General features: G+C 72.7%; 20 protein-coding genes and 1 pseudogene. 10 read left to right on the forward strand and 11 right to left on the reverse strand.

Features of this window, described 5'->3' with window-relative positions:
• Window positions 1-212: pseudogene (locus tag IE273_RS35975) on the reverse strand (aa3-type cytochrome oxidase subunit I); the annotation flags it as partial.
• Complete coding sequence (gene ctaC / locus IE273_RS35980) at window positions 209-1,168, reverse strand: aa3-type cytochrome oxidase subunit II (protein WP_189819330.1); 960 nt, start codon at window positions 1,166-1,168, stop codon at window positions 209-211. The gene ctaC and the pseudogene IE273_RS35975, both read right to left, overlap by 4 nt.
• Before the next feature lie 279 nt (window positions 1,169-1,447).
• Between ctaC and IE273_RS35985 the strand changes: the two genes are divergently transcribed.
• A complete protein-coding gene (locus IE273_RS35985; protein ID WP_189819331.1) occupies window positions 1,448-2,824 on the forward strand; it encodes a cysteine desulfurase/sulfurtransferase TusA family protein in 1,377 nt (458 codons plus the stop codon).
• A 27-nt stretch (window positions 2,825-2,851) separates the two neighbouring features.
• On the opposite strand, the gene IE273_RS35990 is transcribed toward IE273_RS35985, so the two are convergent.
• Complete coding sequence (locus IE273_RS35990) at window positions 2,852-3,826, reverse strand: carbohydrate kinase family protein (protein WP_189819332.1); 975 nt, start codon at window positions 3,824-3,826, stop codon at window positions 2,852-2,854.
• Between the two features lie 129 nt (window positions 3,827-3,955).
• Between IE273_RS35990 and IE273_RS35995 the strand changes: the two genes are divergently transcribed.
• Together IE273_RS35995 and IE273_RS36000 are read left to right on the forward strand one after the other, a co-directional pair.
• On the forward strand, window positions 3,956-4,165 hold the full coding sequence (locus IE273_RS35995) for a hypothetical protein (RefSeq protein ID WP_189819333.1): 210 nt from the start codon (window positions 3,956-3,958) through the stop codon (window positions 4,163-4,165).
• Between the two features lie 101 nt (window positions 4,166-4,266).
• Window positions 4,267-5,796: a hypothetical protein gene (locus IE273_RS36000; protein WP_189819334.1), complete on the forward strand. Its 1,530-nt coding sequence runs from the start codon at window positions 4,267-4,269 to the stop codon at window positions 5,794-5,796.
• A gap of 89 nt (window positions 5,797-5,885) precedes the next feature.
• Here the strand turns inward: IE273_RS36000 and IE273_RS36005 are convergent, their stop codons facing one another.
• The gene (locus IE273_RS36005; RefSeq protein ID WP_030340884.1) at window positions 5,886-6,242 is read right to left on the reverse strand and encodes an iron-sulfur cluster assembly accessory protein; all 357 of its coding nucleotides are present in this window, start codon (window positions 6,240-6,242) and stop codon (window positions 5,886-5,888) included.
• A 264-nt stretch (window positions 6,243-6,506) separates the two neighbouring features.
• Here IE273_RS36005 and nadA point away from each other — a divergent pair, with 264 nt between their 5' ends.
• The gene (gene nadA, locus IE273_RS36010; protein ID WP_189819335.1) at window positions 6,507-7,706 is read left to right on the forward strand and encodes a quinolinate synthase NadA; all 1,200 of its coding nucleotides are present in this window, start codon (window positions 6,507-6,509) and stop codon (window positions 7,704-7,706) included.
• Window positions 7,707-7,774: 68 nt separating this feature from the next.
• Here nadA and IE273_RS36015 read toward each other — a convergent pair whose 3' ends face one another.
• The 5 genes from IE273_RS36015 to IE273_RS36035 all read right to left on the reverse strand — a co-directional run bounded on the left by IE273_RS36015 (window position 7,775) and on the right by IE273_RS36035 (window position 14,134).
• Window positions 7,775-10,876, reverse strand: coding sequence for an efflux RND transporter permease subunit (locus IE273_RS36015; protein ID WP_189819336.1), 3,102 nt, complete (start codon window positions 10,874-10,876; stop codon window positions 7,775-7,777).
• Window positions 10,877-11,008: 132 nt separating this feature from the next.
• Window positions 11,009-11,689 (reverse strand): response regulator, encoded by a 681-nt coding sequence (locus IE273_RS36020; RefSeq protein WP_189819337.1) that lies wholly within the window; start codon window positions 11,687-11,689, stop codon window positions 11,009-11,011.
• Window positions 11,686-12,921 carry a sensor histidine kinase gene (locus IE273_RS36025; protein WP_189819338.1) on the reverse strand — a complete coding sequence of 412 codons (1,236 nt, stop codon included), beginning with the start codon at window positions 12,919-12,921 and terminating at the stop codon, window positions 11,686-11,688. Before IE273_RS36025 ends, IE273_RS36020 begins: the two co-directional genes overlap by 4 nt.
• 121 nt (window positions 12,922-13,042) lie before the next feature.
• On the reverse strand, window positions 13,043-13,321 hold the full coding sequence (pspAA, locus tag IE273_RS36030) for a PspA-associated protein PspAA (protein ID WP_189819339.1): 279 nt from the start codon (window positions 13,319-13,321) through the stop codon (window positions 13,043-13,045).
• Window positions 13,322-13,354: 33 nt separating this feature from the next.
• The gene (locus IE273_RS36035; RefSeq protein ID WP_078611732.1) at window positions 13,355-14,134 is read right to left on the reverse strand and encodes a PspA/IM30 family protein; all 780 of its coding nucleotides are present in this window, start codon (window positions 14,132-14,134) and stop codon (window positions 13,355-13,357) included.
• Between the two features lie 265 nt (window positions 14,135-14,399).
• Between IE273_RS36035 and IE273_RS36040 the strand changes: the two genes are divergently transcribed.
• The 3 genes from IE273_RS36040 to IE273_RS36050 all read left to right on the forward strand — a co-directional run bounded on the left by IE273_RS36040 (window position 14,400) and on the right by IE273_RS36050 (window position 16,983).
• Window positions 14,400-15,029: a DUF3043 domain-containing protein gene (locus tag IE273_RS36040; protein WP_189819340.1), complete on the forward strand. Its 630-nt coding sequence runs from the start codon at window positions 14,400-14,402 to the stop codon at window positions 15,027-15,029.
• 83 nt (window positions 15,030-15,112) lie between these two features.
• A complete protein-coding gene (locus IE273_RS36045) occupies window positions 15,113-15,850 on the forward strand; it encodes a class I SAM-dependent methyltransferase (RefSeq protein WP_189819341.1) in 738 nt (245 codons plus the stop codon).
• Between the two features lie 56 nt (window positions 15,851-15,906).
• Window positions 15,907-16,983 (forward strand): S1C family serine protease, encoded by a 1,077-nt coding sequence (locus tag IE273_RS36050; protein ID WP_189819342.1) that lies wholly within the window; start codon window positions 15,907-15,909, stop codon window positions 16,981-16,983.
• Window positions 16,984-17,019: 36 nt separating this feature from the next.
• Here the strand turns inward: IE273_RS36050 and IE273_RS36055 are convergent, their stop codons facing one another.
• On the reverse strand, window positions 17,020-17,229 hold the full coding sequence (locus IE273_RS36055; RefSeq protein WP_030658323.1) for a hypothetical protein: 210 nt from the start codon (window positions 17,227-17,229) through the stop codon (window positions 17,020-17,022).
• Between the two features lie 127 nt (window positions 17,230-17,356).
• Between IE273_RS36055 and IE273_RS36060 the strand changes: the two genes are divergently transcribed.
• Window positions 17,357-18,559 carry a bifunctional adenosylcobinamide kinase/adenosylcobinamide-phosphate guanylyltransferase gene (locus tag IE273_RS36060; protein WP_189819343.1) on the forward strand — a complete coding sequence of 401 codons (1,203 nt, stop codon included), beginning with the start codon at window positions 17,357-17,359 and terminating at the stop codon, window positions 18,557-18,559.
• 44 nt (window positions 18,560-18,603) lie between these two features.
• On the opposite strand, the gene IE273_RS36065 is transcribed toward IE273_RS36060, so the two are convergent.
• Window positions 18,604-19,587 carry a class I SAM-dependent methyltransferase gene (locus IE273_RS36065; protein ID WP_189819344.1) on the reverse strand — a complete coding sequence of 328 codons (984 nt, stop codon included), beginning with the start codon at window positions 19,585-19,587 and terminating at the stop codon, window positions 18,604-18,606.
• 134 nt (window positions 19,588-19,721) lie between these two features.
• Here IE273_RS36065 and cobT point away from each other — a divergent pair, with 134 nt between their 5' ends.
• Window positions 19,722-20,804 carry a nicotinate-nucleotide--dimethylbenzimidazole phosphoribosyltransferase gene (gene cobT / locus IE273_RS36070; protein ID WP_189819345.1) on the forward strand — a complete coding sequence of 361 codons (1,083 nt, stop codon included), beginning with the start codon at window positions 19,722-19,724 and terminating at the stop codon, window positions 20,802-20,804.
• 65 nt (window positions 20,805-20,869) lie between these two features.
• Window positions 20,870-22,666, forward strand: a complete 1,797-nt coding sequence (locus IE273_RS36075) for a phosphatidylglycerol lysyltransferase domain-containing protein (protein ID WP_229887880.1) — start codon at window positions 20,870-20,872, stop codon at window positions 22,664-22,666.
• Window positions 22,667-22,706: the final 40 nt, after the last annotated feature.

Genomic DNA, 22,706 nt, shown 5'->3' on the forward strand with positions numbered 1-22,706 from the left:
GCCAGCTCGGCGCGCATGATCAGCGCCATCACGCCGCCGATCAGGAAGAACGCGAACGACGTCGCCAGATACAGCGTGCCGATCGTCTTGTGGTCGGTGGTCGTCAGCCACTTCACCACGACATTGCCGGGCTGCTTGCGCCGGACCGGCAGCTCGTCGGCGTGCGAGCCTTCAGCTGCCGCGGCACCCTGGGGTTCGTTGAGGATGCTCACAGGTTGTTCGTCCTCTGGTTCTTCTCGTGGCTCGTCTGCGCGATGCCGGCCGGAATGTAACCGGTCTGCCCCTTCTGCGCGAGCTCCTTGAGGTGCTGCGCGTAGCGCTCCGGGGAGACGACCTTCACGTTGAACAGCATCCGGGAGTGGTCCACGCCGCAGAGCTCGGCGCACTTGCCGAGGAAGGTGCCCTCCTTGTTCGGGGTCACCTGGAAGGCGTTGGTGTGACCGGGGATGACGTCCTGCTTCATCAGGAACGGCACCACCCAGAAGGAGTGGATGACATCACGCGAGGTCAGGACGAAGCGGACCGTCTTGCCCTTGGGCAGCCACAGCGTCGGGCCGGGGTTGTTCGTCTGCGGGTTCCGCGTGCCGGGCGTGCCGACGTCGTAGACACCGCCGGCGTTGGCCGGGAACTGGTTCCGCAGCGGGTCCGGAATGGCGTCCAGGTTCTTGTCGGTCTTGGCGTCGCCGGAGGAACCAGGGACGTTCTCGATGTAGTTGAAGCCCCAGCTCCACTGGAAGCCGACCACGTTGACCGTGACGTCGGGCTTCTTCGAGGTGTCCAGGAGCTTCGACTCGTCCCGGGCCGTGAAGTAGAAGAGCACCGAGATGATGATGATCGGGACCACCGTGTACAGGGCCTCGATCGGCATGTTGTACCGAGTCTGCGGAGGAACCTCGACCTTGGTGCGGCTGCGCCGGTGGAACATGGCGCTCCACAGGATCAGGCCCCACACCAGCACGCCGACGGCGAGCGCGGCAGCCCAGGAGCCCTGCCACAGGGAGAGGATCCGCGGAGCCTCTTCCGTGGTCGGGGTGGGCATGCCAAGGCGGGGGAAGTCCTTGTATGTGCAACCGGTTGCGGTCGCCAGGACCAGGCCCGCGGTCAGTGCCTGCAGCAGCTTCCGCCGCATCGGGCGCCGCGGCGAGCGGTCGGAGCCGTTGGGACTCACGTAGCGCCTTCCCGAGAGTCTCGCCCGCGCGGTCGGCTGCGGCCTTCTCGCTGGTCGGTCGCCGCCCTGCGTCGGGCAGGGGTTTGGATGTTTATGCGGACCAAACCCTAGCCCACCCTCTCCGAGGGTTCGCGGGGAGGGGTGCCTACTAACCCGGGTGGTTCGCTTGATTGGCGGCTGCGGGTGCGTTGTGGCTGGTCGCGCCCCGCGGCGGAGCCCCTGATGTCACGGCCTCGCGCCCCGGGCCGGCCGCCTCCACCAGGGTCTTAACGTTGCCGTATGGCCTACTTCGACGCTTCCTCCGCCGTTCCTCTCCATCCCGTTGCCCGTCAGGCCCTGTTGGCCTCTTTGGATGAGGGATGGGCCGATCCCGCCCGGCTCTACCGGGAGGGACGCAAGGCCCGGATGCTGCTGGACGCCTCGCGGGAGGCGGCTGCCGAGGCCGTCGGCTGCCGTGCGGACGAGGTGGTGTTCACGTCGTCCGGCACCCGGGCCCTGCACACGGGGGTCGCGGGGGCCTTGGCCGGGCGGCGGCGGGTGGGACGCCACCTGATCGTGTCGTCCGTCGAACACTCCTCCGTCCTCCATTCGGCGGAGGTGTTCGAGGCGGACGGCGGGGCCGTCACCCGGGTGGCCGTCGACCGGGCGGGAGCCGTCGACCCGGCGGGGTACGCGTCCGCGCTCCGGGCGGACACCGCGCTGGCGTGCCTCCAGTCGGCCAACCACGAGGTGGGGACCGTGCAGCCGGTGGCCGAGGTGGCGCAGGTGTGCCGGGCGGCCGGGGTGCCCTTGCTGGTGGACGCGGCGCAGTCGCTGGGCTGGGGGCCGGTCGAGGGCGACTGGTCGCTGCTCGCGGCCAGCGCGCACAAGTGGGGCGGGCCGTCGGGGGTCGGACTGCTCGTCGTACGCAAGGGCGTGCGGTTCGCCGCCCAAGGGCCGGTGGACGAGCGGGAGTCGGGGCGGGCGCCCGGGTTCGAGAACATCCCGGCGATCGTGGCGGCCGTGGCCTCGCTGCGCGCGGTCCGGGCCGAGGCGGCCCAGGAGGCGGTACGGCTGCGGGGGCTGACGGAGCGGATCCGGGCGCGGGTGCCGGAGCTGGTGGCGGACGTGGAGGTGGTCGGCGACGCCGTGCGCCGGCTGCCCGGGATCGTCACGTTCTCCTGCCTCTACGTCGACGGCGAGGCGCTGCTGCACGAGCTGGACCGGGCCGGCTTCTCGGTGTCCTCCGGCTCCTCCTGCACGAGCAGCACGCTGACTCCCAGCCATGTACTGAAGGCGATGGGGGTGCTGAGCGAGGGGAACGTACGGGTGTCCCTGCCGCCCGGCACGGCGGAGGCGGACGTGGAGCGGTTCCTGGAGGTGCTGCCGGAGACGGTGGCGGGCGTCCGGGAGAAGCTGGGGGCGCCCGCCCCGGTCACCGAGGGCGGTGCGGAGGAACTGCTCGTCGACTCCCTCGGCAAGCGCTGCCCGGTCCCGGTCATCGAACTGGCGAAGGTGTTCGGCCGGGTGCCGGTGGGCGGGACCGTCCGGGTCCTCTCCGACGACGAGGCGGCCCGCCTGGACATCCCGGCGTGGTGCGAGATGCGGGGGCAGCAGTACGTCGGGGAGGAGCCGGCGGCCACGGGAACGGCGTACCTGGTACGCCGGGTGAGCTGACCGGTCCCGAAGGGTCCCGGGGCCGTGTCAGCTGAGGTGGGCCCGCACTTCCTGGCCGGCCTCGTCGCCGTACGCCTTCACGAACCGCTCCATGAAGTGCCCCCGGCGCAGCTGGTACTCCTGCGTCCCCACGGTCTCGATGACCAGCGTGGCCAGCATGCACCCCACCTGGGCGGCGCGCTCCAGGGAGACGCCCCAGGCCAGTCCCGACAGGAACCCCGCGCGGAAGGCGTCGCCGACACCCGTGGGGTCGGCCTTGCGCTCCTCCTCCGGGCAGCCGACGACGATCGGGTCCTCGCCGGCCCGCTCGATGCGCACGCCCCGGGAACCGAGCGTGGTGACCCGGTGGCCGACCTTGCCCAGGATCTCCGCCTCGCTCCAGCCGGTCTTGGACTCGATGAGCCCCTTCTCGTACTCGTTGGAGAAGAGGTAGGTCGCCCCGTCCAGCAGGATCCGGATCTCCTCGCCCTCCATCCGGGCGATCTGCTGGGAGAAGTCGGCGGCGAACGGGATGTTCCGGGACCGGCACTCCTCGGTGTGGCGGAGCATCGCCTCGGGGTCGTCGGCGCCGATGAGGACCAGGTCGAGACCGCCGACGCGGTCGGCGACCGTCTTCAGCTCGATCAGCCGGGCCTCGCTCATCGCGCCGGTGTAGAAGGAGCCGATCTGGTTGTGGTCGGAGTCGGTGGTGCACACGAAGCGGGCGGTGTGCAGGGTCTCGGAGATGCGGACCGATTCGGTGTCGACGCCGTGCCGGTCGAGCCAGTCCCGGTACTCCTCGAAGTCGAAGCCGGCGGCGCCGACCAGGAGGGGCCCGGTGCCGAGCTGGCCCATGCCGAAGGCGATGTTGGCGCCGACGCCGCCGCGGCGTACGTCGAGGTTGTCGACCAGGAAGGAGAGCGAAACAGTGTGCAGCTGGTCCGCGACGAACTGGTCGGCGAAGCGGCCGGGGAAGGTCATGAGATGGTCGGTGGCGATGGAGCCGGTGACTGCGATACGCACGACGGTGTTCTCCTGCGGGAGGCTGCGTTGACAGTTCACGCTACCCGGTCCGGAGCCGCCACTGAAGCAGACGAAACTACCCGATAGTAGCCCTTTTGCCGCAGGCCGGGCCGTGCCTACGGTGCGGGCATGACGAACCTCAAGGTCACCCCTACCGCCCCGGCCGACCCCGACGGCGACCTCGCCGCGCTGCGTGGCGACTGCGCCCGGATGGCGCCGCACTGGGCGGTCCCGCAGCACTCCGAGTCCCGGCCGGTGCCGCCGTCCCTCATCCACGGGGTGCGCGTGCCCGCGCGGTCCGCGCGGCTGCTGGACGCGATGTCGGACTACGGCGACTGACCGCGGGGCGCGAGCAGCGGGAACCGCGCGCTCCCCTCCCGCGTCCCATCGCCGTCCCCCGCGCAGGGGACGCGGGACACGACGCAGCGAGGAGCGATGCGGTGAACACCGAGCGGTCTGAGAACTCCGGCGCCCCCGAGGGGCGCGACCGGTCCCCCGCGGCCCCGCAGTCGACGACGGCGGAACCGGGGCGGACGGGTGGCCGGCGCCCCACCGCCGTCATCGTCGCCGTCGCCACCGCGGCCGTCCTGCTGGTCGGCGGCGGTGGCGCCTACCTCGCCGCGGGCAACGGCCCGGACGGCCGTACGGGTGGTCCGGCCGCCCCCGGCGGAGCCCACGGCACTCCCCCGCCGCTCACCCTGGACGGCTGGGCGCACTCCGGCACCGGCGGAATCGCACCCGGTGAACCGGACCCGTACGGCGCCCGGTACGTGGCGCGGGGCGAGCTGCCCGACGGGCCCGGCTCGGCGCCGGTGTACGAGCCGGGGGCCGAGGTCGGCCGGGAGCGGGTGGTCCGGCTGGCGAAGGCGCTCGGGGTCGACGGGGCGCCGGTGGCCGAGGGGCGGATCTGGCGGGTCGGCGGGCAGGACGGCTCCGGGCCGAGGCTGACGGTGGACCGGGACGCGCCGGGCGGCTGGAGCTTCGACCGGTACGCGCCCGGGACCGACAACTGCCGGAAGGTGACCGTCTGCGCGCAGGACCCGGGCGCTCCGGCCGGCGACCCGGTGAGCGCGGCCGAGGCGGAGAGGACGGCGGCACCGGTGCTGAGGGCGGCGGGGCTGGGCGGCGCGAGGACCGACGCGAGCCGGGTCATGGGTGCCCGGCGGGTGGTCGACGCGGAGCCGGTGGTCGGCGGGCTGCCCACGTACGGCTGGACGACCGGCCTGACCGTCGACCGGAACGGCGAACTGGTCGGCGGGCACGGGCTGCTGGCGACACCGGTGAAGGGGGACACGTACCCCGTGGTGGGCGCGGCGAAGACGCTGGAGCTGCTGAACGGGGCGGCGGGGGACGGCCACCGGATGGGGATCGGGGGGTGCGCGAGCCCGGAGCCGCTGAAGGACCGGCTGGAGCAGCCGTGCGGCGCGTCCACGGGGGCGCCGAAGGCGGCCGGGGACACGGTGACGGTCGAGAAGGCGGTGTTCGGGCTGGCCGCGCACTCCGTCGGCGGGCGGCAGACGCTGGTGCCGTCCTGGCTGTTCCAGGTGCGGGGGTCCACGGCGGGCGGCGCGTTCACGGTGACGTATCCGGCGGTCGACACGGCGTACCTGACCTCGGCGTCCGCGTCCGCGTCCCCGGCGCCGGAGCCCTCCCAGGCGCCCGGGGAGAGCCGGAGCGTGCAGGTGAACGCCTATACGGCCGACGGGCGGACGCTGAACCTGAGCTTCTACGGCGGGGTGTGCGCCGACTACCGGACGTCGGCGCGGGAGAGCGGCGGCCGGGTGACGGTGACGGTCACCGAGCGGCCCTGGCCGGGCCGGGTGTGCGTCCTGATCGCCAAGGAGTACGTGAAGACGGTGACCCTGGACGCGCCGCTGGACGGGCGGACGGTGGTCGGCACGGACGGCAAGGCGGTCCCGAGGGCGAAGCCGGGCTCGCTGCGGCCGGACGCGTCGGCGCAGCCGCGCTGACCGGGCGGGAAAGGTGAAGGCGGCGGCCCCCGGAGGGGGACCGCCGCCTTTCCCGGCCGTCAGACCGTGCGGCTCTGCCGGCCGTCGGCTCAGCTGAAGGAGTCGCCGCAGGCGCAGGAGCCGGTCGCGTTCGGGTTGTCGATCGTGAAGCCCTGCTTCTCGATCGTGTCGACGAAGTCGACGGTGGCACCGCCGAGGTACGGGGCGCTCATCCGGTCCGTGACGACCTTGACCCCGCCGAAGTCCTTCACGACGTCGCCGTCGAGCGAGCGCTCGTCGAAGAAGAGCTGGTAGCGCAGGCCGGAGCAGCCGCCGGGCTGGACGGCGACGCGCAGCGCGAGGTCGTCGCGGCCTTCCTGGTCGAGCAGGGCCTTGACCTTGGCCGCGGCGGCGTCGGTCAGGATGATGCCGTCGGTGACGGTGGTGGTCTCGTCCGATACGGACATCTACATCTCTCCCGGGTTGTACGGAGACTGCTTGCCGACGAGTGCAACCGGCGCTTCCGCGGATTCATTCCGGGCCGGGCATTCGCGTTGTCGCGTTTCTGCTTCCGGCTTCATGCTCGCACATGGTCCCGGGCGCCGACAGCGGCCCGCGGAGGGACCGGAGCGGGATTCACGTCACATGGACGCTATGGCCATCGTCAAAGTGACGTGAACCGGTTATGATAGATAGCGTCAGTTAGACGAAAAGTAGAAAGGGTGCGTGTCGTGACCACCGCCCAGACCCCGGAGCTCGACGTGCAGCCGACTCCGCTCGCCCTGCTGCTGCTCGGCCGCGAGGCCGACCCGAAGAGCGAGCGGGGCGTCGAGTGTCCCGGAGACCTCCCGTCGCCCTCGGACCCCGACCTGGTCGAGCGCGCCCGCGCCGCCAAGGCCCGGCTCGGCGACAAGGTCTTCGTCCTCGGCCACCACTACCAGCGCGACGAGGTCATCCAGTTCGCGGACGTCACGGGCGACTCCTTCAAGCTGGCCCGGGACGCTGCCGCGCGCCCGGAGGCCGAGTACATCGTCTTCTGCGGTGTGCACTTCATGGCCGAGTCGGCGGACATCCTGACCTCCGACGACCAGAAGGTCGTGCTGCCCGACCTCGCCGCCGGCTGCTCCATGGCCGACATGGCGACGGCCGAGCAGGTCGCGGAGTGCTGGGACGTGCTGACCGAGGCGGGCATCGCCGAGCAGGTGGTCCCGGTGTCGTACATGAACTCCTCCGCCGACATCAAGGCGTTCACCGGCAAGCACGGCGGCACGATCTGCACCTCCTCCAACGCCAAGCGCGCCCTGGACTGGGCCTTCGGGCAGGGGGAGCCCTCGGCGACAAAGGTCCTCTTCCTGCCGGACCAGCACCTGGGCCGCAACACCGCCGTCCGCGACATGGGGATGTCCCTGGACGACTGCGTGGTCTACAACCCGCACAAGCCGAACGGCGGGCTGACGGCCGAGGAGCTGCGGGCCGCGAAGATGATCCTGTGGCGGGGGCACTGCTCGGTCCACGGCCGCTTCAGCCTGGACTCGGTCAACGACGTGCGCGCGCGCATCCCCGACGTGAACGTGCTGGTCCACCCCGAGTGCAAGCACGAGGTCGTGGCGGCGGCGGACTACGTCGGCTCGACCGAGTACATCATCAAGGCCCTGGAGGCGGCCCCGGCCGGTTCCAAGTGGGCGATCGGTACGGAACTGAACCTGGTGCGCCGGCTGGCGAACCGTTTCGCCCCGGAGGGCAAGGAGATCGTCTTCCTCGACAAGACGGTCTGCTTCTGCTCGACGATGAACCGCATCGACCTCCCCCACCTGGTCTGGGCGCTGGAGTCCCTGGCCGACGGCAACCTGGTCAACCGCATCGAGGTCGACAAGGAGACGGAGGCGTTCGCCAAGCTGGCGCTGGAGCGGATGCTCGCGCTTCCCCAGTAGGACTCGCGCTTCCCCAGCACGACAGGAAGGGCCGGGTCTCCGCCGAGACCCGGCCCTTCGTCATGCCGTCACACTCCGGCCGGCTCCGGCGCGTTCTCCGGTACCGGCTGCTTCTTCGCCGCCCGCTTCCCGGCCCGGCGCTCCTTGCGGAGCTCCAGCATCGCGTAGAGCGTCGGGACCAGCAGGAGCGTCAGCAGGGTCGACGTGATCAGGCCGCCGATGACGACCACGGCGAGGGGCTGGGCGATGAAGCCGCCCTCGCCGGTGACGCCCAGCGCCATGGGGAGCAGGGCGAAGATCGTCGCCAGCGCCGTCATGAGGATGGGGCGGAGCCGGTGCCGGCCGCCCTCGATCACGGCTTCCACCACGCCGTGACCCTGCGCCCGGTACTGGTTGATCAGGTCGATCAGCACGATCGCGTTGGTCACCACGATGCCGATGAGCATCAGCATGCCGATCATCGCGGGCACGCCCATCGGGGTGCCGGTGGCGAGCAGCAGACCGATCGCGCCCGTCGCCGCGAACGGGATGGAGACCAGCAGGATCAGCGGCTGGGCGAGCGAGCGGAACGTCGCGACCAGGACCATGAAGACGATCGCGATGGCGGCCAGCATGGCCAGTCCCAGGTTCTTGAACGCGTCGTCCTGGTCGGAGGAGACCCCGCCGATCTCGGCCGTGGCACCCGCCGGCAGCTTCAGGTCCTTGATCTTCGACTGGAGCTTGGTGCTGATCGCACCCGTGTTGTCACCCGTCGGCCTGGCCGTGATCGTGGCGGCGCGCTGCCCGTCGATGCGGGTCATGGACACCGGCCCGTCCACCAGCTTCACCGTGGCGATGTCACCGAGCTCCACCGGACCGAGGCGCAGCGCCTTGAGCTGGGCGAGCGTGGTCGCGGGCTTCGCCGACCTCACGACGACGTCCCGCTCGGTGTCGTCGAGGACCGCCTGGGCCACCGTCGTACCGCGCACGGCCTGCGCCACCGCGGCGCCCAGCTTCTGGTCGTCGAACCCGGCCGCCGCCGCCCCGGCCTTCGCCCTGACCGAGATCCGCGGCACGCTCTGCGCGAGGTCGCTGGCGACGTCCGTGACGTGGTCGAGGCCGGCGACCGTGGAGCGGACCTGCTCCGCCGCCGTCCGCAGCGCCTCGGCGTCGGACGCCTTGACGACCACGCTGAGGTCCTGGGAGCCGAAGCCGTCGCCGGCCGACACGGTGGTCGTACCGATGCCCTTGAGCTTCTTCAGGCCGTCCTCAAGCTGCTTCTGCACGTCGTCGTAGGACGCGGAGTCCTTCAGCATCACCTGGTACGACGCCTGGTTGGTGTCGGTGCCGCCGCCGAAGGCCGCCATGAAGCCGGACGAGCCGACGGTGACCTGGTAGTCCTTCACGCCCTCGGTGGCGGCGAGCAGCTTCTCCACCCGCTCGGCCTGCGCGTTCGTGGCGGCGAGGCTGGTGCCGGGCTTCAGCTCCTGCTTGACGGTGAGGACTTCCTGGTCGCCCTGGTCGAAGAAGTTCGTCTTCAGCAGGCCGGACATGCCGAACGTGACGACCAGGACGACGAGCGCGATGAGCACGCTGGTGAGCCGGCGGCGCGTCGCGAACCGCAGGACGGGCACGTACGCCCGCTGGAGGCGGCTGCCGGCCTCCTTCTCCTCGGCCTCGCGGCGGGCCTGCGCCGCGTCCTCGGGGGTGCCCTTCGGGGCGCGCAGGAACCAGTACGACAGGACCGGCACGACCGTCAGCGACACGAGCAGGGAGGCCAGCAGGGCCGCCGTCACCGTGAGGCTGAACGAGCCGAACAGGGCGCCCACCATGCCGCCGACCAGGCCGATCGGCAGGAACACGGCGACCGTGGTGAGGGTGGAGGAGGTGACCGCGCCGGCTACCTCGCGCACCGCCGTGAGGATCGCCTCCTTGCGCTCCTCGCCGTAGCCGAGGTGCCGCTTGATGTTCTCCAGGACCACGATCGAGTCGTCGACGACCCGGCCGATGGCGATGGTCAGCGCGCCGAGCGTGAGCATGTTCAGGGACAGGCCGCGCGTCCACAGCACGATCAGGGCCAGCACCACCGACAGCGGGATGGAGACCGCCGTCACCAGCGTCGAGCGGACCGACGCGAGGAAGACCAGGATCACCAGGACCGCGAAGACCAGGCCGAGCGCGCCCTCCGTGGTCAGGCCCTTGATGGACTTGGACACGGCCGGGCCCTGGTCGCTGACGACCGTGAGCCGCGCGTCCGCGCCGAGGTCCTCGCGCAGGCCGGGCAGCTTGTCCTGGACCGCGTTCGAGATGGAGACCGCGCTGCCGTCGTGGTCCATCGTGACGTTGACGGCGAGGCTGGGCCGGCCGTCGGTGCGGGTGAGGGAGTCGGCCGGGGCGGGCCGCTCCTCGACGGTGGCCACGGCGCCGAGGCGCACCGGCCGCTTCACGCCCTCGCCGGTGACCATCAGGTCCTCGATCTGCTTCAGCGAGGTGAAGCCGCCGCCGACCTGGACGGTGCGGTTGGCGCCGTCCTCGTCGAAGGAGCCGGCCGGTACGGTCGCGCCGCCCGCCTGGAGGGCCTGGCCGAGCGCGGCCGGGGTGAGGCCGGCCCGCGCCAGCTTCGCGTCGTCGGGGGTGACGGTGACCTGGAGGTCGCGCACGCCGGTGACCTGGACGCGGCCGACGCCGTCGATGTCCTTCAGGGCCGGCACGACCGTCGTGTCGAGCTGGTCGGCGAGTGCCTGCTGGTCCTTGTCGGAGGTGACGGCGAGGACCACGGTCGGCATGTCGTCCGTGGAGCCGGAGACGACCTGCGGGTCGACGTCGTCCGGGAGCTGGTTGCGGGCCCGGTTCACCGCCTGCTGGACGTCGGAGACGATCCGCTTGGTGTCGTTGCCGTAGTCGAAGGACGCCATGATCACGGCGTTGCCCTCACTGGCGGTGGAGGTGACACCGGTGACGCCGTCGACGCCTTGCAGGTTGTCCTCGATGGGTTCGACGACCTGCTTCTCGACCACGTCGGGCGAGGCGCCCTGGTACGGCGCGATCACCGACACCATGGGCAGTTCGATGGTGGGCAGCAGCTGCTGTTTGATCTGGGGTATCGCGATCAGCCCGAAGGCGAGCGCGATGAGGGACACGAGCCCGACGAGGGCGCGCTGGGCGAGGCTGAATCTGGACAGCCAGGACATGGGTCAGGGTCTCTCATCCGTGAGCGGCAGGAGTCTCCACCACCCTGAGCCATCCCGGAGGGCCCTTCCGTAGGCCCCAGGTCCCGTTCCTCCGCCGCCCCCTACTCCGCGCGCAGTAGACGTGGGTGGAGATCAGTCCGTCCTCGGACGTACCAGCCCCGACTCGTACGCGATGACGACGAGCTGCGCCCGGTCCCGCGCGCCCAGCTTGGCCATGGCCCGGTTGACGTGCGTCTTCACCGTCAGCGGGCTGACCGCCAGCCGCTCGGCGATCTCGTCGTTGGAGTGGCCGCCGGCGACCAGGACGAGGACCTCCCGCTCCCGGCCGGTGAGGGTGCCGAGCCGCTCGGAGCGGGCGGGGTCGGGGCCGTCGCCGTCGTCGCCCCCGGCGAGGAAACGGGCGATCAGGCCCTTGGTGGCGGCGGGGGACAGCAGGGCCTCGCCACCGGCCGCGACCCGGATGGCGTTCAGCAGCTCGTCCGGCTCGCTGCCCTTGCCGAGGAAGCCGGAGGCACCGGCGCGCAGCGCCCGCACGACGTAGTCGTCGACCTCGAAGGTGGTCAGGATGACCACACGGACCTGCGCGAGGGACGGGTCGGCGCCGATCTGCCGGGTGGCGGCCAGGCCGTCGGTGCCGGGCATCCGGATGTCCATGAGGACGACGTCGGGGACGTACTCCTTCGCCAGCCGGACCGCTTCCCCACCGTCCGAGGCCTCCCCGACCACCTCCATGTCGGGCTCGGAGTCGACCAGCACCCGGAACGCGCTGCGCAGGAGTGCCTGGTCGTCGGCGAGCAGGACGCGGATGGTCATACGGGCTCCCCCTGGGCCGTCGTCGTCTTGACGGGCAGGATCGCATGGACGCGGAACCCGCCGCCGTAGCGGGGTCCGGTGGTCAGGGTGCCGCCCAGGGCGGTGACCCGCTCGCGCATGCCGAGCAGTCCGTGCCCGCCGCCGTCCTCGGAGGCGCGGCCGGCCTCGGGGCCGCCGGGCTTGCCCGGTCCGTCGTCCAGGACGGTGACCTCGACGTTCGGCCCGACGCGTACGACGCTCACCTCGGCCCCGGCCTCGGGGCCCGCGTGCTTGCGCACATTGGTCAGGGCCTCCTGGACGATCCGGTAGGCGGCCAGGTCGACGGCGGCGGGCAGTTCGGTGCCCTGGTCGGCGCGGGCCACGGACACCGGCAGGCCCGCGCTGCGGAAGGTGTCGGCCAGCTCCTCCAGGCGGCTCAGGCCCGGAGCGGGTTCGGTGGGGGCCTCGGGGTCACCGCTCTGGCGGAGCAGGCCGACGGTGGCGCGCAGCTCGTCGAGCGCGCTGCGGCTGGCCTCACGGACGTGCGCGAGCGCCTCCTTGGCCTGGTCGGGCCGCTTGTCCATGACGTGCGCGGCGACCCCGGCCTGCACGTTCACCAGGGCGATGTGGTGGGCGACGACGTCGTGCAGATCGCGGGCGATGCGCAGCCGCTCCTCGGCGACCCGGCGGCGGGCCTCCTCCTCCCGGGTGCGTTCGGCGCGCTCGGCGCGGTCCCGGATGGCCTGGACGACCGCGCGACGGCTGCGTACGGCGTCGCCGGCGGTGGCGCCGATGCCCGTCCAGGCGAGGACGCCGAGGTTCTCCTGGGCGTACCAGGGCAGCGGGCCGGCGAGCATGGCGGCGGCCGTCAGCACGGTCATGCTGAGCAGGCCGAGGCGCCAGGTGGTGGAGCGGTCGGTGGTCGCGGCGACGGTGAACAGGGCGATGACGGCGGACATCGCGACCGGGGCGCGGGGGTCACCGGTGACGCACTCGACCAGGGAGACGGTGCCGGTGACGGCGAGGACCGTCCTGGGCGCCCGGCGCCGGAAGACGAGCGCTGCCGCGCCGGCCAGCATGAGGACGAGGCTGAGGACGGCCGGGGTGCGGATACTCCAGGTCAGCCCGTGGTGGCCCTGGGGCGCGGCGAAGGAACCGGCGGCCATGCAGGCCAGCACGCCGGCGGCGAGCGCCGCGTCCGCCGCCAGGGGGTGCGCCCTAAGGCCGCACCGGGCGCGTTCGAGAGTGCTCACGGTGTGCACAGTACGGTCCCGGCACCGGCCGACGGCAGGGCGCCCGGTGCGGGGGCCGGCCGGGGGCGGGGCCGGGCAGACGTCCCCTCCCCCGCGATCCGCGTGGACCGGCCGGGGGGTCTCAGCCCGGGATCAGCCCGTCGTCGCTGAGCATCTCCCGGACCTCGTCCAGCGACGCGTCCGGCGCCGGGAGGATCAGCTCGGAGGGTTCCAGCGCGTCGTCCGGGAGGGGGGTGCCGAGCCGGCGGACGGAGTCGAGGAGGGCGCCGAGCGTGCGGCGGAAGCCCTCCTCGTCGCCGCTCTCCACCTCTTCCAGCAGTTCGTCGTCCAGCTTGTTCAGCTCGACGACGTGGGAGTCGTCCAGCGTCACCTGGCCCTCCCCCATGATCCGTACGATCACGTCGGCCTCCTCGGCTCGGGCCCCGGCGCCGGGCTACTGCTTGTCGAAGCGCGGGGTGTCCTGCGGCTGCTGCTGGGACTGCCCCTGACCGGTGCCGCCCTCGATGGCCTGCTGCGGGGAGCCCCCGGCCAGCTCGGCCTTCATGCGCTGCAGTTCCAGCTCTACATCCGTACCACCGGAGAGCCGGTCCAGCTCGGCCTGGATGTCGTCCTTGTGCATGCCGGACTGGTCGTCGAGGGCGCCGGAGGCGAGCAGTTCATCGATGGCGCCGGCCCGGGCCTGGAGCTGGGCGGTCTTGTCCTCGGCGCGCTGGATGGCGAGGCCGACGTCGCCCATCTCCTCGGAGATGCCGGAGAAGGCCTCGCCGATGCGGGTCTGGGCCTGGGCGGCGGTGTAGGTGGCCTTGATGGTCTCCTTCTTCGTACGGAAGGCGTCCACCTTGGCCTGGAGGCGCTGGGCCGCCAGGGTGAGCTTCTCCTCCTCGCCCTGGAGGGTCGCGTGCTGGGTTTCGAGGTCCGTGACCTGCTGCTGGAGGGCGGCGCGGCGGGACAGCGCCTCGCGGGCCAGGTCCTCGCGGCCGAGCGCGAGCGCCTTGCGGCCCTGGTCCTCCAGCTTGGAGGACTGCTGCTGCAACTGGTTGAGCTGGAGTTCCAGGCGCTTGCGGGACGTGGCCACGTCGGCGACGCCACGGCGGACCTTCTGGAGCAGCTCCAGCTGCTTCTGGTACGAGTAATCGAGGGTCTCGCGCGGGTCCTCGGCCCGGTCAAGGGCCTTGTTCGCCTTCGCGCGGAAGATCATCCCCATACGCTTCATGACACCGCTCATGGGCTTCGCGCGCCCCCTTCTGACGGACTCCAGCTCACAGATCCTGCGACAGGACCCACAGTACGGGCCCTGCTTCCATTACCGCACTGTTCGCGGGGTGATGCGCTCATCCCCGAGGACGACTGCGGACCGTTCCGCTCCGGCGCAGGGAGTAGGTGATCCACCCCGATGCCGCCGGAAGCCTCTGTGTGTCCCCTCTGTCCCCCTAGAGACGTCCGGTGTTGCCGGATCGTTCCCCACCGGGCTGGGGTCCATGCCGGTGCAGCCCTTACCCTTGGGTTTTGTGTTCCGTAGCCGTGCCAAGGAAGAGAAGGCCCCGACCGCCGACAAGGCGCCGGTGACCCTCTCCAAGCAGCCCCGCGACCCGCAGGCCCCGAAGGGCAGGCCCACTCCCAAGCGCAGTGAGGCCCAGTCCCAGCGCCGCAGCGTCGCCCGTACTCCGACGAACCGCAAGGAGGCCGCGAAGCGCCAGCGCGAGGAGCGGCGCCAGGCCCTGGAGCGGCAGCGCCAGGCGCTGGCCAGCGGCGACGAGCGCTACCTGCCGGCCCGGGACAAGGGCCCGGTCCGCAAGTTCGCCCGGAACTGGGTGGACTCGCGGTTCAACGTGGCGGAGTTCTTCCTGCCGCTCGCGGTGGTCATCCTGGTGCTGAGCGTGGTGCGGGTGCCCGCGATCCAGAGCATCGCGCTGCTGCTGTGGCTGATCGTGATCGTGCTGATCGTGCTGGACGGTGCGGTCAGCGGCTTCCGGCTGAGGAAGCGGCTCCAGGAGCGCTTCCCGGACGAGAACACGCGTGGCGCGGTCGCCTACGCCCTGATGCGGTCCTTGCAGATCCGCCGGCTCCGGCTGCCGAAGCCGCAGGTCAAGCGCGGAGAGCGGCCCTGAGCGCTGACGCTTTCACCGGGGGCGCGGCCGATGCCTGGCTGGACGGGCTGGGCGGCCTGCGGGATGTCGTGTGCCAGGAGCTGGTGGCCCGGCAGCTCGACGAGCAGATAGCCGGGCGGTTCCCGGTCGGGCAGCGGCTGCGGGTGCTCGACGTGGGGATGGGCCAGGGCACGCAGGCGCTGCGGCTGGCCCGGCTCGGCCACCATGTGACCGGGGTCGAGCAGGACGCGACGATGATCGCCGCCGCGCGGGACGCCGTGGCCCGGGAGCCGGAGGGCATCCGGGAGCGGGTGCGGCTGGTGCAGGGCGACGGGCGGGACACCGGTGTGCACTTCCTGCCGGGCAGCTTCGACGTGGTGCTGTGCCACGGCGTGCTGATGTACGTGGAGGAACCGGACCCGCTGGTGGCGGGGCTGGCCCGGGTGCTGGCGCCCGGCGGTCTCCTCTCCCTCCTGGTGCGCAACGGCGACGCGCTCGCCATGCGTCCGGGCCTGTCCGGGGACTGGTCCGGCGCCCTGGCCGCCTTCGACGCCACCTCCCACCTCCCCCATCCTCGAACGGACTCGGACGGGGGGACCCCCCTCCGCCTCGGCCCGGACGTGCGGGCCGACCGGCTGGCGGCCCTCACCGCCACGCTCGACGGCATCGCCGCCCCGCTGCACGCCTGGTACGGCGTCCGGGTCTTCACGGACACGGCGGCGGACGACGCGGCGCTCCCGGACGACCTGGAGACCCTGCTGGCGGTCGAGGAGCGGGCCGGGCGCACGGACCCCTACCGCGGGGTGGCGGCACTGCTGCACCTGTGCGGGGTACGGGGCTGAGCACGTTCGGGGGAACAGCGCGGGACGGGTGATCACCACACGGTGAGACTCGGGACATGGACGCTTCCCGTACCCGCGCGCGTGCCCTTGGAAGAGCCGTCCCGGCCGCCGCGCTGGTGTGCTGCGCGGCTCTCGCCGCCGGCTGCACCGCCCCCGCCGCCCAGGCCGGGCGGGACACCGCGGCCACCCGGGCGGCCCTGCCGATGGCCGCGAACGACTTGCAGAGCCAGTACCAGAAGGTGATCCGGGAGGTCCTGCCGTCGGTCGTGCAGATCCAGGCGAGCCGGGACCTGGGGTCCGGGGTGGTGTACGACGACAAGGGGCACATCGTCACCAACGCGCACGTGGTCGGGTCGGAGAAGACCTTCCAGGTGACCACGGCCAACAACGAGGAACCGCTCACCGCGAGCCTGGTCTACTCCTACCCCGAGCAGGATCTCGCCGTGGTCCGGCTGGACAGGGTGCCGGACGGGCTGAAGCCGGCGGTGTTCGGGGACTCCGAGAAGGTGCAGGTCGGCCAGATCGTGCTGGCCATGGGGTCGCCGCTCGGGCTGTCGTCCAGCGTGACCGAGGGCATCGTCTCGGCGACCGGACGGACCGTCAGCGAGGGTGACTCGGGCGGCGGCACGGGCGCGACGATCGCGAACATGGTGCAGACCTCGGCGGCGATCAATCCCGGCAACAGCGGCGGCGCCCTGGCCGGCCTCCAGGGGCAGGTGATCGGCATCCCGACCCTCGCGGCGGCCGACCCGACCTTCGGGAACAGCGCGGCGCCCGGCATCGGGTTCGCGATCCCGTCGTCGATGGTGCGGACGATCGCCGACCAGATCGTCCGGACGGGCAAGGTCGTCGAGTCCGGGCGGGCGGCCCTCGACATCACCGCGCGGACGGTCGTGAACGACCGCTACCAGCCGAGCGGGGTCGCGGTGGTCACCGTCCGCGCCGGCGGCGCGGCCGACCGGGCGGGCCTGCGCGCCGGCGACATCATCACCGCGGTGGGCGGCCGGCCCGTCACCACCATCACCTCACTCGCCGAGGCGCTGGCGGGCGACAAGCCGGGCCGGCGCACCACGGTCACCTACCAGCGGGACGGCACCGAGAAGACGGTCGAGGTGACACTGGGCGAGCAGTGAGGAGGGTGACCCCTCCTCACCCCGTTCACGGCCGGGTCACGCGTCGGCGTGCAGGCTCATCGGCCCGTAGATCTCGGCCGTCTCCTCGAACAGCCGCACCTGGTCGGCCCCGCCCTCCAGCAGCGCCTTCCAGTGCTCCCCGATCCAGGACTCGGCATCCCCCTGCGTGGTGAACTCCTCGGGCTGCACCGCCGGCTGGACCTCCGTCCCGTCGGCCTTCTCGAACCGCCACGTCCATGCCGTCATCTGGGCCTCCTTTGATCCAACACCTGCCCCCGCAGCGTATGCGCTCCGCCGGGTCGGCCGTTAGAGGCGGTGGATCATCCGGGTGGCCGGTCGCGCGAGACCTCGGGGGGCAGGCGAAAATCGGTCCGTGGAAGTAACTCTGCTCGGTACCGGCGCCCCGGCGGGACTGCCCCGCCCCGACTGTTCCTGTGCCGTGTGCGCGACCGCGCTCGGGCCGGACGCGCGGGCCGCGACCGCGGCGCTCGTGGACGGGACGCTGCTGCTGGACCTGACGCCGGGCGCGGCGTTCGCGGCGGCCCGTGCCGGGCAGTCACTGGGCGGGGTACGGCAGGTGCTGCTGTCGCACCCGCACGACGGACCGGCGGTGGAGGTCCCGGCCGGGCTGCCGCAGCCCGGCCGGGTACCGGACGGGCGGGAGTTGGCGCTGCTGACGGGGCACCGGGTGCGGGCGGTGGCGATGGACGCGGGCGGCACCGGGTACGCGGTGACCGGGCCGGACGGGCAGCGGCTGCTGTACCTGCCGCCGGGCGGGGCGCCCGCCGGTCTGGAGGGGGCGACGGCGGAGTCGTACGACATGCTCCTCGCGGACGTCGTGGGGCGTCCCGACGCGCTCGCCCGGCTCCGCGCGGTCGGCTCGGTCGGCCCCACCACGGATGTGCTCGCCGTCCACCTGGACCACGATGTGCCGCCCGGCCCGGAGTTGCGGCGCCGGCTCGCGGCGGCCGGGGCGCGGGCGGTGCCGGACGGTACGACGCTGGTGGTGGGGGCGTACGAGGAGGTGCCGGACGTGCCGCGGCGGACGCTGGTGCTGGGCGGGGCGCGCTCGGGCAAGTCGGTGGAGGCGGAGCGGCGGCTGGAGACGTTCCCGGAGGTGCTGTACGTGGCGACGGGCGGCACGCGGGGCGGGGACACCGAGTGGGCGGCCCGGGTGGCCGTGCACCGGGAGCGGCGGCCGGGGTCGTGGCGTACGGCGGAGACGACGGACCTGGTGCCGGTGCTCGCGCAGGACGGGCCGCCGGTGCTGATCGACTGTCTGTCGCTGTGGCTGACGGACGTGATGGATTCCGTGGGGGCGTGGGACGACGCGGAGTGGGCGGGCGGGGGTGAGAAGGCGTTGCGGGAGCGGGTGCGGGAGCTGACGGCCGCGGTGCGGGGCACTCGGCGGACCGTGGTGGCGGTCTCCAACGAGGTCGGCTCCGGCATCGTCCCCGCGACGGCTTCCGGCCGCCGCTACCGGGACGAACTGGGCCGCCTGAACGCGGCGTTCGCGAACGAGTGCGAACAGGTCCTGCTGGTCGTGGCGGGCCAGGCACTGGTGCTCCGGGGCTGACGGGGTGCCCCGGCGTCCGCAGGGGCGCGGGGCCGCGTCCACGGTCACCCCCCGTCCTTCCGCGCCACCACCCGGTACGCGTTGGAGAAGCGCGTGCGCCGCAGCAGCGGAGCGCACCCGTGGTCCAGGGCCGAGGCCAGGGTCTGGACGGGGATCGCGGCGAGTTGGGCGGCCGGGTGGGCCTGGGCCACGGCGAGGGCGACGGCCGCCGAGAGGTCGTACGGCACGTGCGGGCTCGTGCGGTCCGTGACCAGGATGGTGCAGCCCAGGGACCGCAGTTCGGCGCGGAGGTTGGCGAGCGGCACCAGGTGCAGATGGCGCGGCTGGCCGTACGGCAGCCACCACCTGCCCAGCAGCGGGGCGAACAGGCAGCGCGGGTCGGGGACTTCGACGACCAGGTGGCCGCCGCGCCGCAGCACGGTCAGCGCGGCGCGCAGTTCGGCACGCGGGTCGGGCGCGTGCTGAAGGTGGTGGAACAGGGTGACGACGTCGTAGCGGGCGCGCAGCCGGGCCGCCATGCCGGGGGTCGTGAGGTAACCGCGGTGCGCCTCCTCCACACGGCCCTCCAGCAGCGCCTGCTCCACCCGGGCCGTCGGGTCCAGCCCGTCGAAGCTGGTGTAGGGGAAGAACTCCTTCGCCGCCTCGGGGAAGCGGGCGTGGCCGGTGCCGACGTCCAGCCAGCTCTCCGGTTCCCGCAGCGCGGACAGCCGCCAGGCGGTGGCGCGGTGCCGGCGGCGCACGGCGCGGGCGGGGAGGATCTGCGCGGCGAACTCCTCCAGGCGTCTTTCGTAGAAGTCGCGGTGGAAGAAGGCGAGCCCCTCCGCGCTGAGCCGGGGGTTCTGGAAGGCGTGGCCGCAGTCCCGGCACGCGTCGAGGACGAACCTGCCCGACCGGTGGCGCAGCGGGTCGGGCGCGCGCAGCCGGGTGCGCAGGCGGGGGGAGCCGCACCAGGGGCAGTCCTCACGGCGGGGCTCCTGGAAGGGGTCGTGGGGGGTGATGATCTGCGGGGTGAGGGGCGAGGTCGGCATGGGCGTGCTCCCTGTGCGACATTCCGCGGCAAACCGGAACGTATGGGATCACGCTCTGAGGTGCAAAGACGTCATGGGGGTGTGGTGGCGATGTGGCGCGGGCGTGTTCGTCCGCTGGCGGTACTGTTCGCCGAATGAGCAGCCTTAATCTGGACGACTTCACCGATCTGATCGAGCGCCCGGACGGGGGCGTACGCCGTGACGCCGAGACCCGGCGGGAGCGCCAGATCGTGCCGCCGGGAGCGCTGGGCCGCCTGGACGAGCTGGGCGAGTGGCTGGCCGCCGCGCGCGGCACCGTGCCGGTGCGGCCGGTCGAGCGGCCCCGGGTGGTGCTGTTCGCCGGCGACCACGGCGTCGCGGAGCTGGGCGTGTCGGCGCGGCCCGCGGGCGGTGCGGAGCGCCTGGTGCGGGCGGTGCTGGAGGGCGCGAGCCCGGTGGCCGTGCTCGCGCGCCGGCTGGAGGTGCCCGTACGGGTCGTGGACATGGCCCTGGACTGCGACCCGGACGCCTTCCCCGAGGACGTGGTGCGGCACCGGGTGCGGCGGGGCAGCGGCCGTATCGACGTCGAGGACGCGCTCACCCCGGAGGAGGCCGAGGCCGCGCTGCGGGCGGGTGTCGCGGTCGCCGACGAGGAGGCCGACTCCGGGACCGATCTGGTGGTGCTCGGCGATGTCAGCGTGGGCGGGACCACGGCGGCGGCGGTGCTGGTCGCGGCGCTGTGCGGGACCGACGCGTCCGTGGTGACCGGGCGCGGCGGGGAGGCGATCGACGACCTGGCGTGGATGCGCAAGTGCGCGGCGATCCGGGACGCGCTGCGGCGGGCCCGGCCGGTGCTCGGGGACCAGTTGCAGTTGCTGGCGACCGTGGGCGGGGCGGACCTGGCGGCGATGACCGGGTTCCTGTTGCAGTGCGCGGTGCGGAAGCTGCCGGTGGTCCTCGACGGGGTCGTGGCCGCCGCGTGCGCCCTGGTCGCGCAGCGGGTCGCCTTCCGGGCGCCGGACTGGTGGCTGGCCGGGCACGACAGCGGGGAGCCGGGCCAGGCCAAGGCGCTGGACCGGATGGCCCTGGAGCCGCTGCTGGAGCAGGGGGTGAGGGTCGGCGAGGGCGTCGGGGCGCTGCTGGCGCTGCCGCTGGTGCTGAGCGCCGCCGCGCTGGCGGCGGAGCTTCCCGAGCGGCCGGCGGCCGAGAAGGAGCCGGAGGAAGAGCAGGGCGTGTGAGGCCGATGCCGTCGACGGGCTGAAAAGTGTGGTTCGCCGGAGCCACACCCATATGATCCTGCACCATGGGAGATGTCCGAATTGCCGTGGAGCAGCGAGCCGAGGCGGCGCGGACGGGAGGGCGGGCGCGGCGGTCCACCGGGGCTTCCCGGCGGGCCGCCGCGTTCGCCGTCTGGTACCTGCGGACCGTCGCCTTCGTCAACTTCCTCAGCGCGGTGTGGGTCTCGCTGGGCCAGGACGTGCGCCGGCACAACCAGGACGACTTCTTCACGCCGTACCTGCTGACGGCCGGCTTCGCCTCCGGTGTGTTCACCGCCTTCCTCGCGATCACCATGCGGCGCCGCAAGCGGGCCGCGTGGATCCTCAACCTGGTGATGAGCGGGCTGTTCCTGGCGCTGTTCGCGTTCGCCATGGCGTTCCCGGAGATCCGGCGGTACCCGCAGAACTGGGTCTCCCTCGCCCTGACCGCCGCCTTCGTCGGCGCGCTGCTCGCAGGCCGCCGGGAGTTCTACGCCAAGGGCGACCGGTCCAACCCCCGGCTCGCGGCCACGGTGGCCGTCGGCGGCGGGCTGGTGGCGAGCCTGCTGGCCGGGCTGCTGGTGACGGTCACGAACCAGGCGCCGGACGCGGCCCGGTCCACGTTCCCGGAGCGCTGGCACTACGGCGCCCTGCGCCTGGTCTCGGTGGCGGCGGAGGAGTCCCACTTCCCCGGGATCGACCCGCCCAACTGGGCCAACGTGGCGATCAACGTGCTCAGTACGGCCCTCGTGCTGGCCGTGTTCTACGCCGCCTTCCGGTCCCGGCGGGCCGTCGACCCGCTCACCGAGGACGACGAGAAGCGGCTGCGCGAGCTGCTGGAGCGGCACGGCGACCGCGACTCGCTCGGCTACTTCGCGCTGCGCCGGGAGAAGAGCGTGGTGTGGTCGCCGACCGGGAAGGCCGCCGTCGCCTACCGGGTGGTCGGCGGGGTGAGCCTCGCGTCCGGGGACCCGATCGGGGACCCCGAGGCCTGGCCGGGGGCGATCGCCCCGTGGCTCGCCCAGGCGCGGGCGCACGGCTGGATCCCGGCGGTCATGGGGGCGGGCGAGGAGGCCGGGACGGTCTACTCCCGGCACGGTCTGGACGCCCTGGAGCTCGGGGACGAGGCGGTCGTGGAGGTCGCCGAGTTCACGCTGGAGGGCCGGGCGATGCGCACCGTCCGGCAGGCCCACAACCGGGTGAAGCGGGCCGGGTACCGGGTGCGCATCCGCCGGCACGAGGACGTCCCGGCCCACGAGATGGCGCAGCTCGTGGAGCGTGCCGACGACTGGCGGGACGGCGCCACCGAGCGCGGCTTCAGCATGGCGCTCGGCCGGCTCGGTGACCCCGGGGACGGCCGGTGCGTGATGCTGGAGTGCACGGACGCCGACGGGCGGCTGCGGGCGCTGCTGTCCTTCGTGCCGTGGGGGCCGCACGGGCTGTCCCTGGACCTGATGCGGCGGGACCGGGACTCCGACAACGGGCTGATGGAGTTCATGGTCATCGAGTTGCTGCGGCGGGCCGACGAGACCGGGATCACGCAGGTGTCACTCAACTTCGCGATGTTCAGATCGGTCTTCGAACGTGGCGCGCGCCTCGGTGCCGGACCGGTGCTGAGGCTGTGGCGGTCGCTGCTCAGCTTCTTCTCGCGCTGGTGGCAGATCGAGTCGCTGTACCGCGCCAACGCCAAGTACCGGCCCATCTGGGAGCCGCGGTTCCTGCTCTTCGAGAAGAGCGCGGACCTGCCGCGCATCGGCCTCGCGTCGGCGCGGGCGGAGGGGTTCCTGGAGGCACCGGGGCTGCCCAAGTGGCTGCATCGCAGGCACCTGGACACGCATCGATGAGACACGCACGACGGGGGAACGCTCGATGGCCACGACGCTC

Source organism: Streptomyces olivaceoviridis (genome assembly GCF_014650115.1).
GTDB classification, from domain to species: Bacteria; Actinomycetota; Actinomycetes; order Streptomycetales; family Streptomycetaceae; genus Streptomyces; species Streptomyces olivaceoviridis.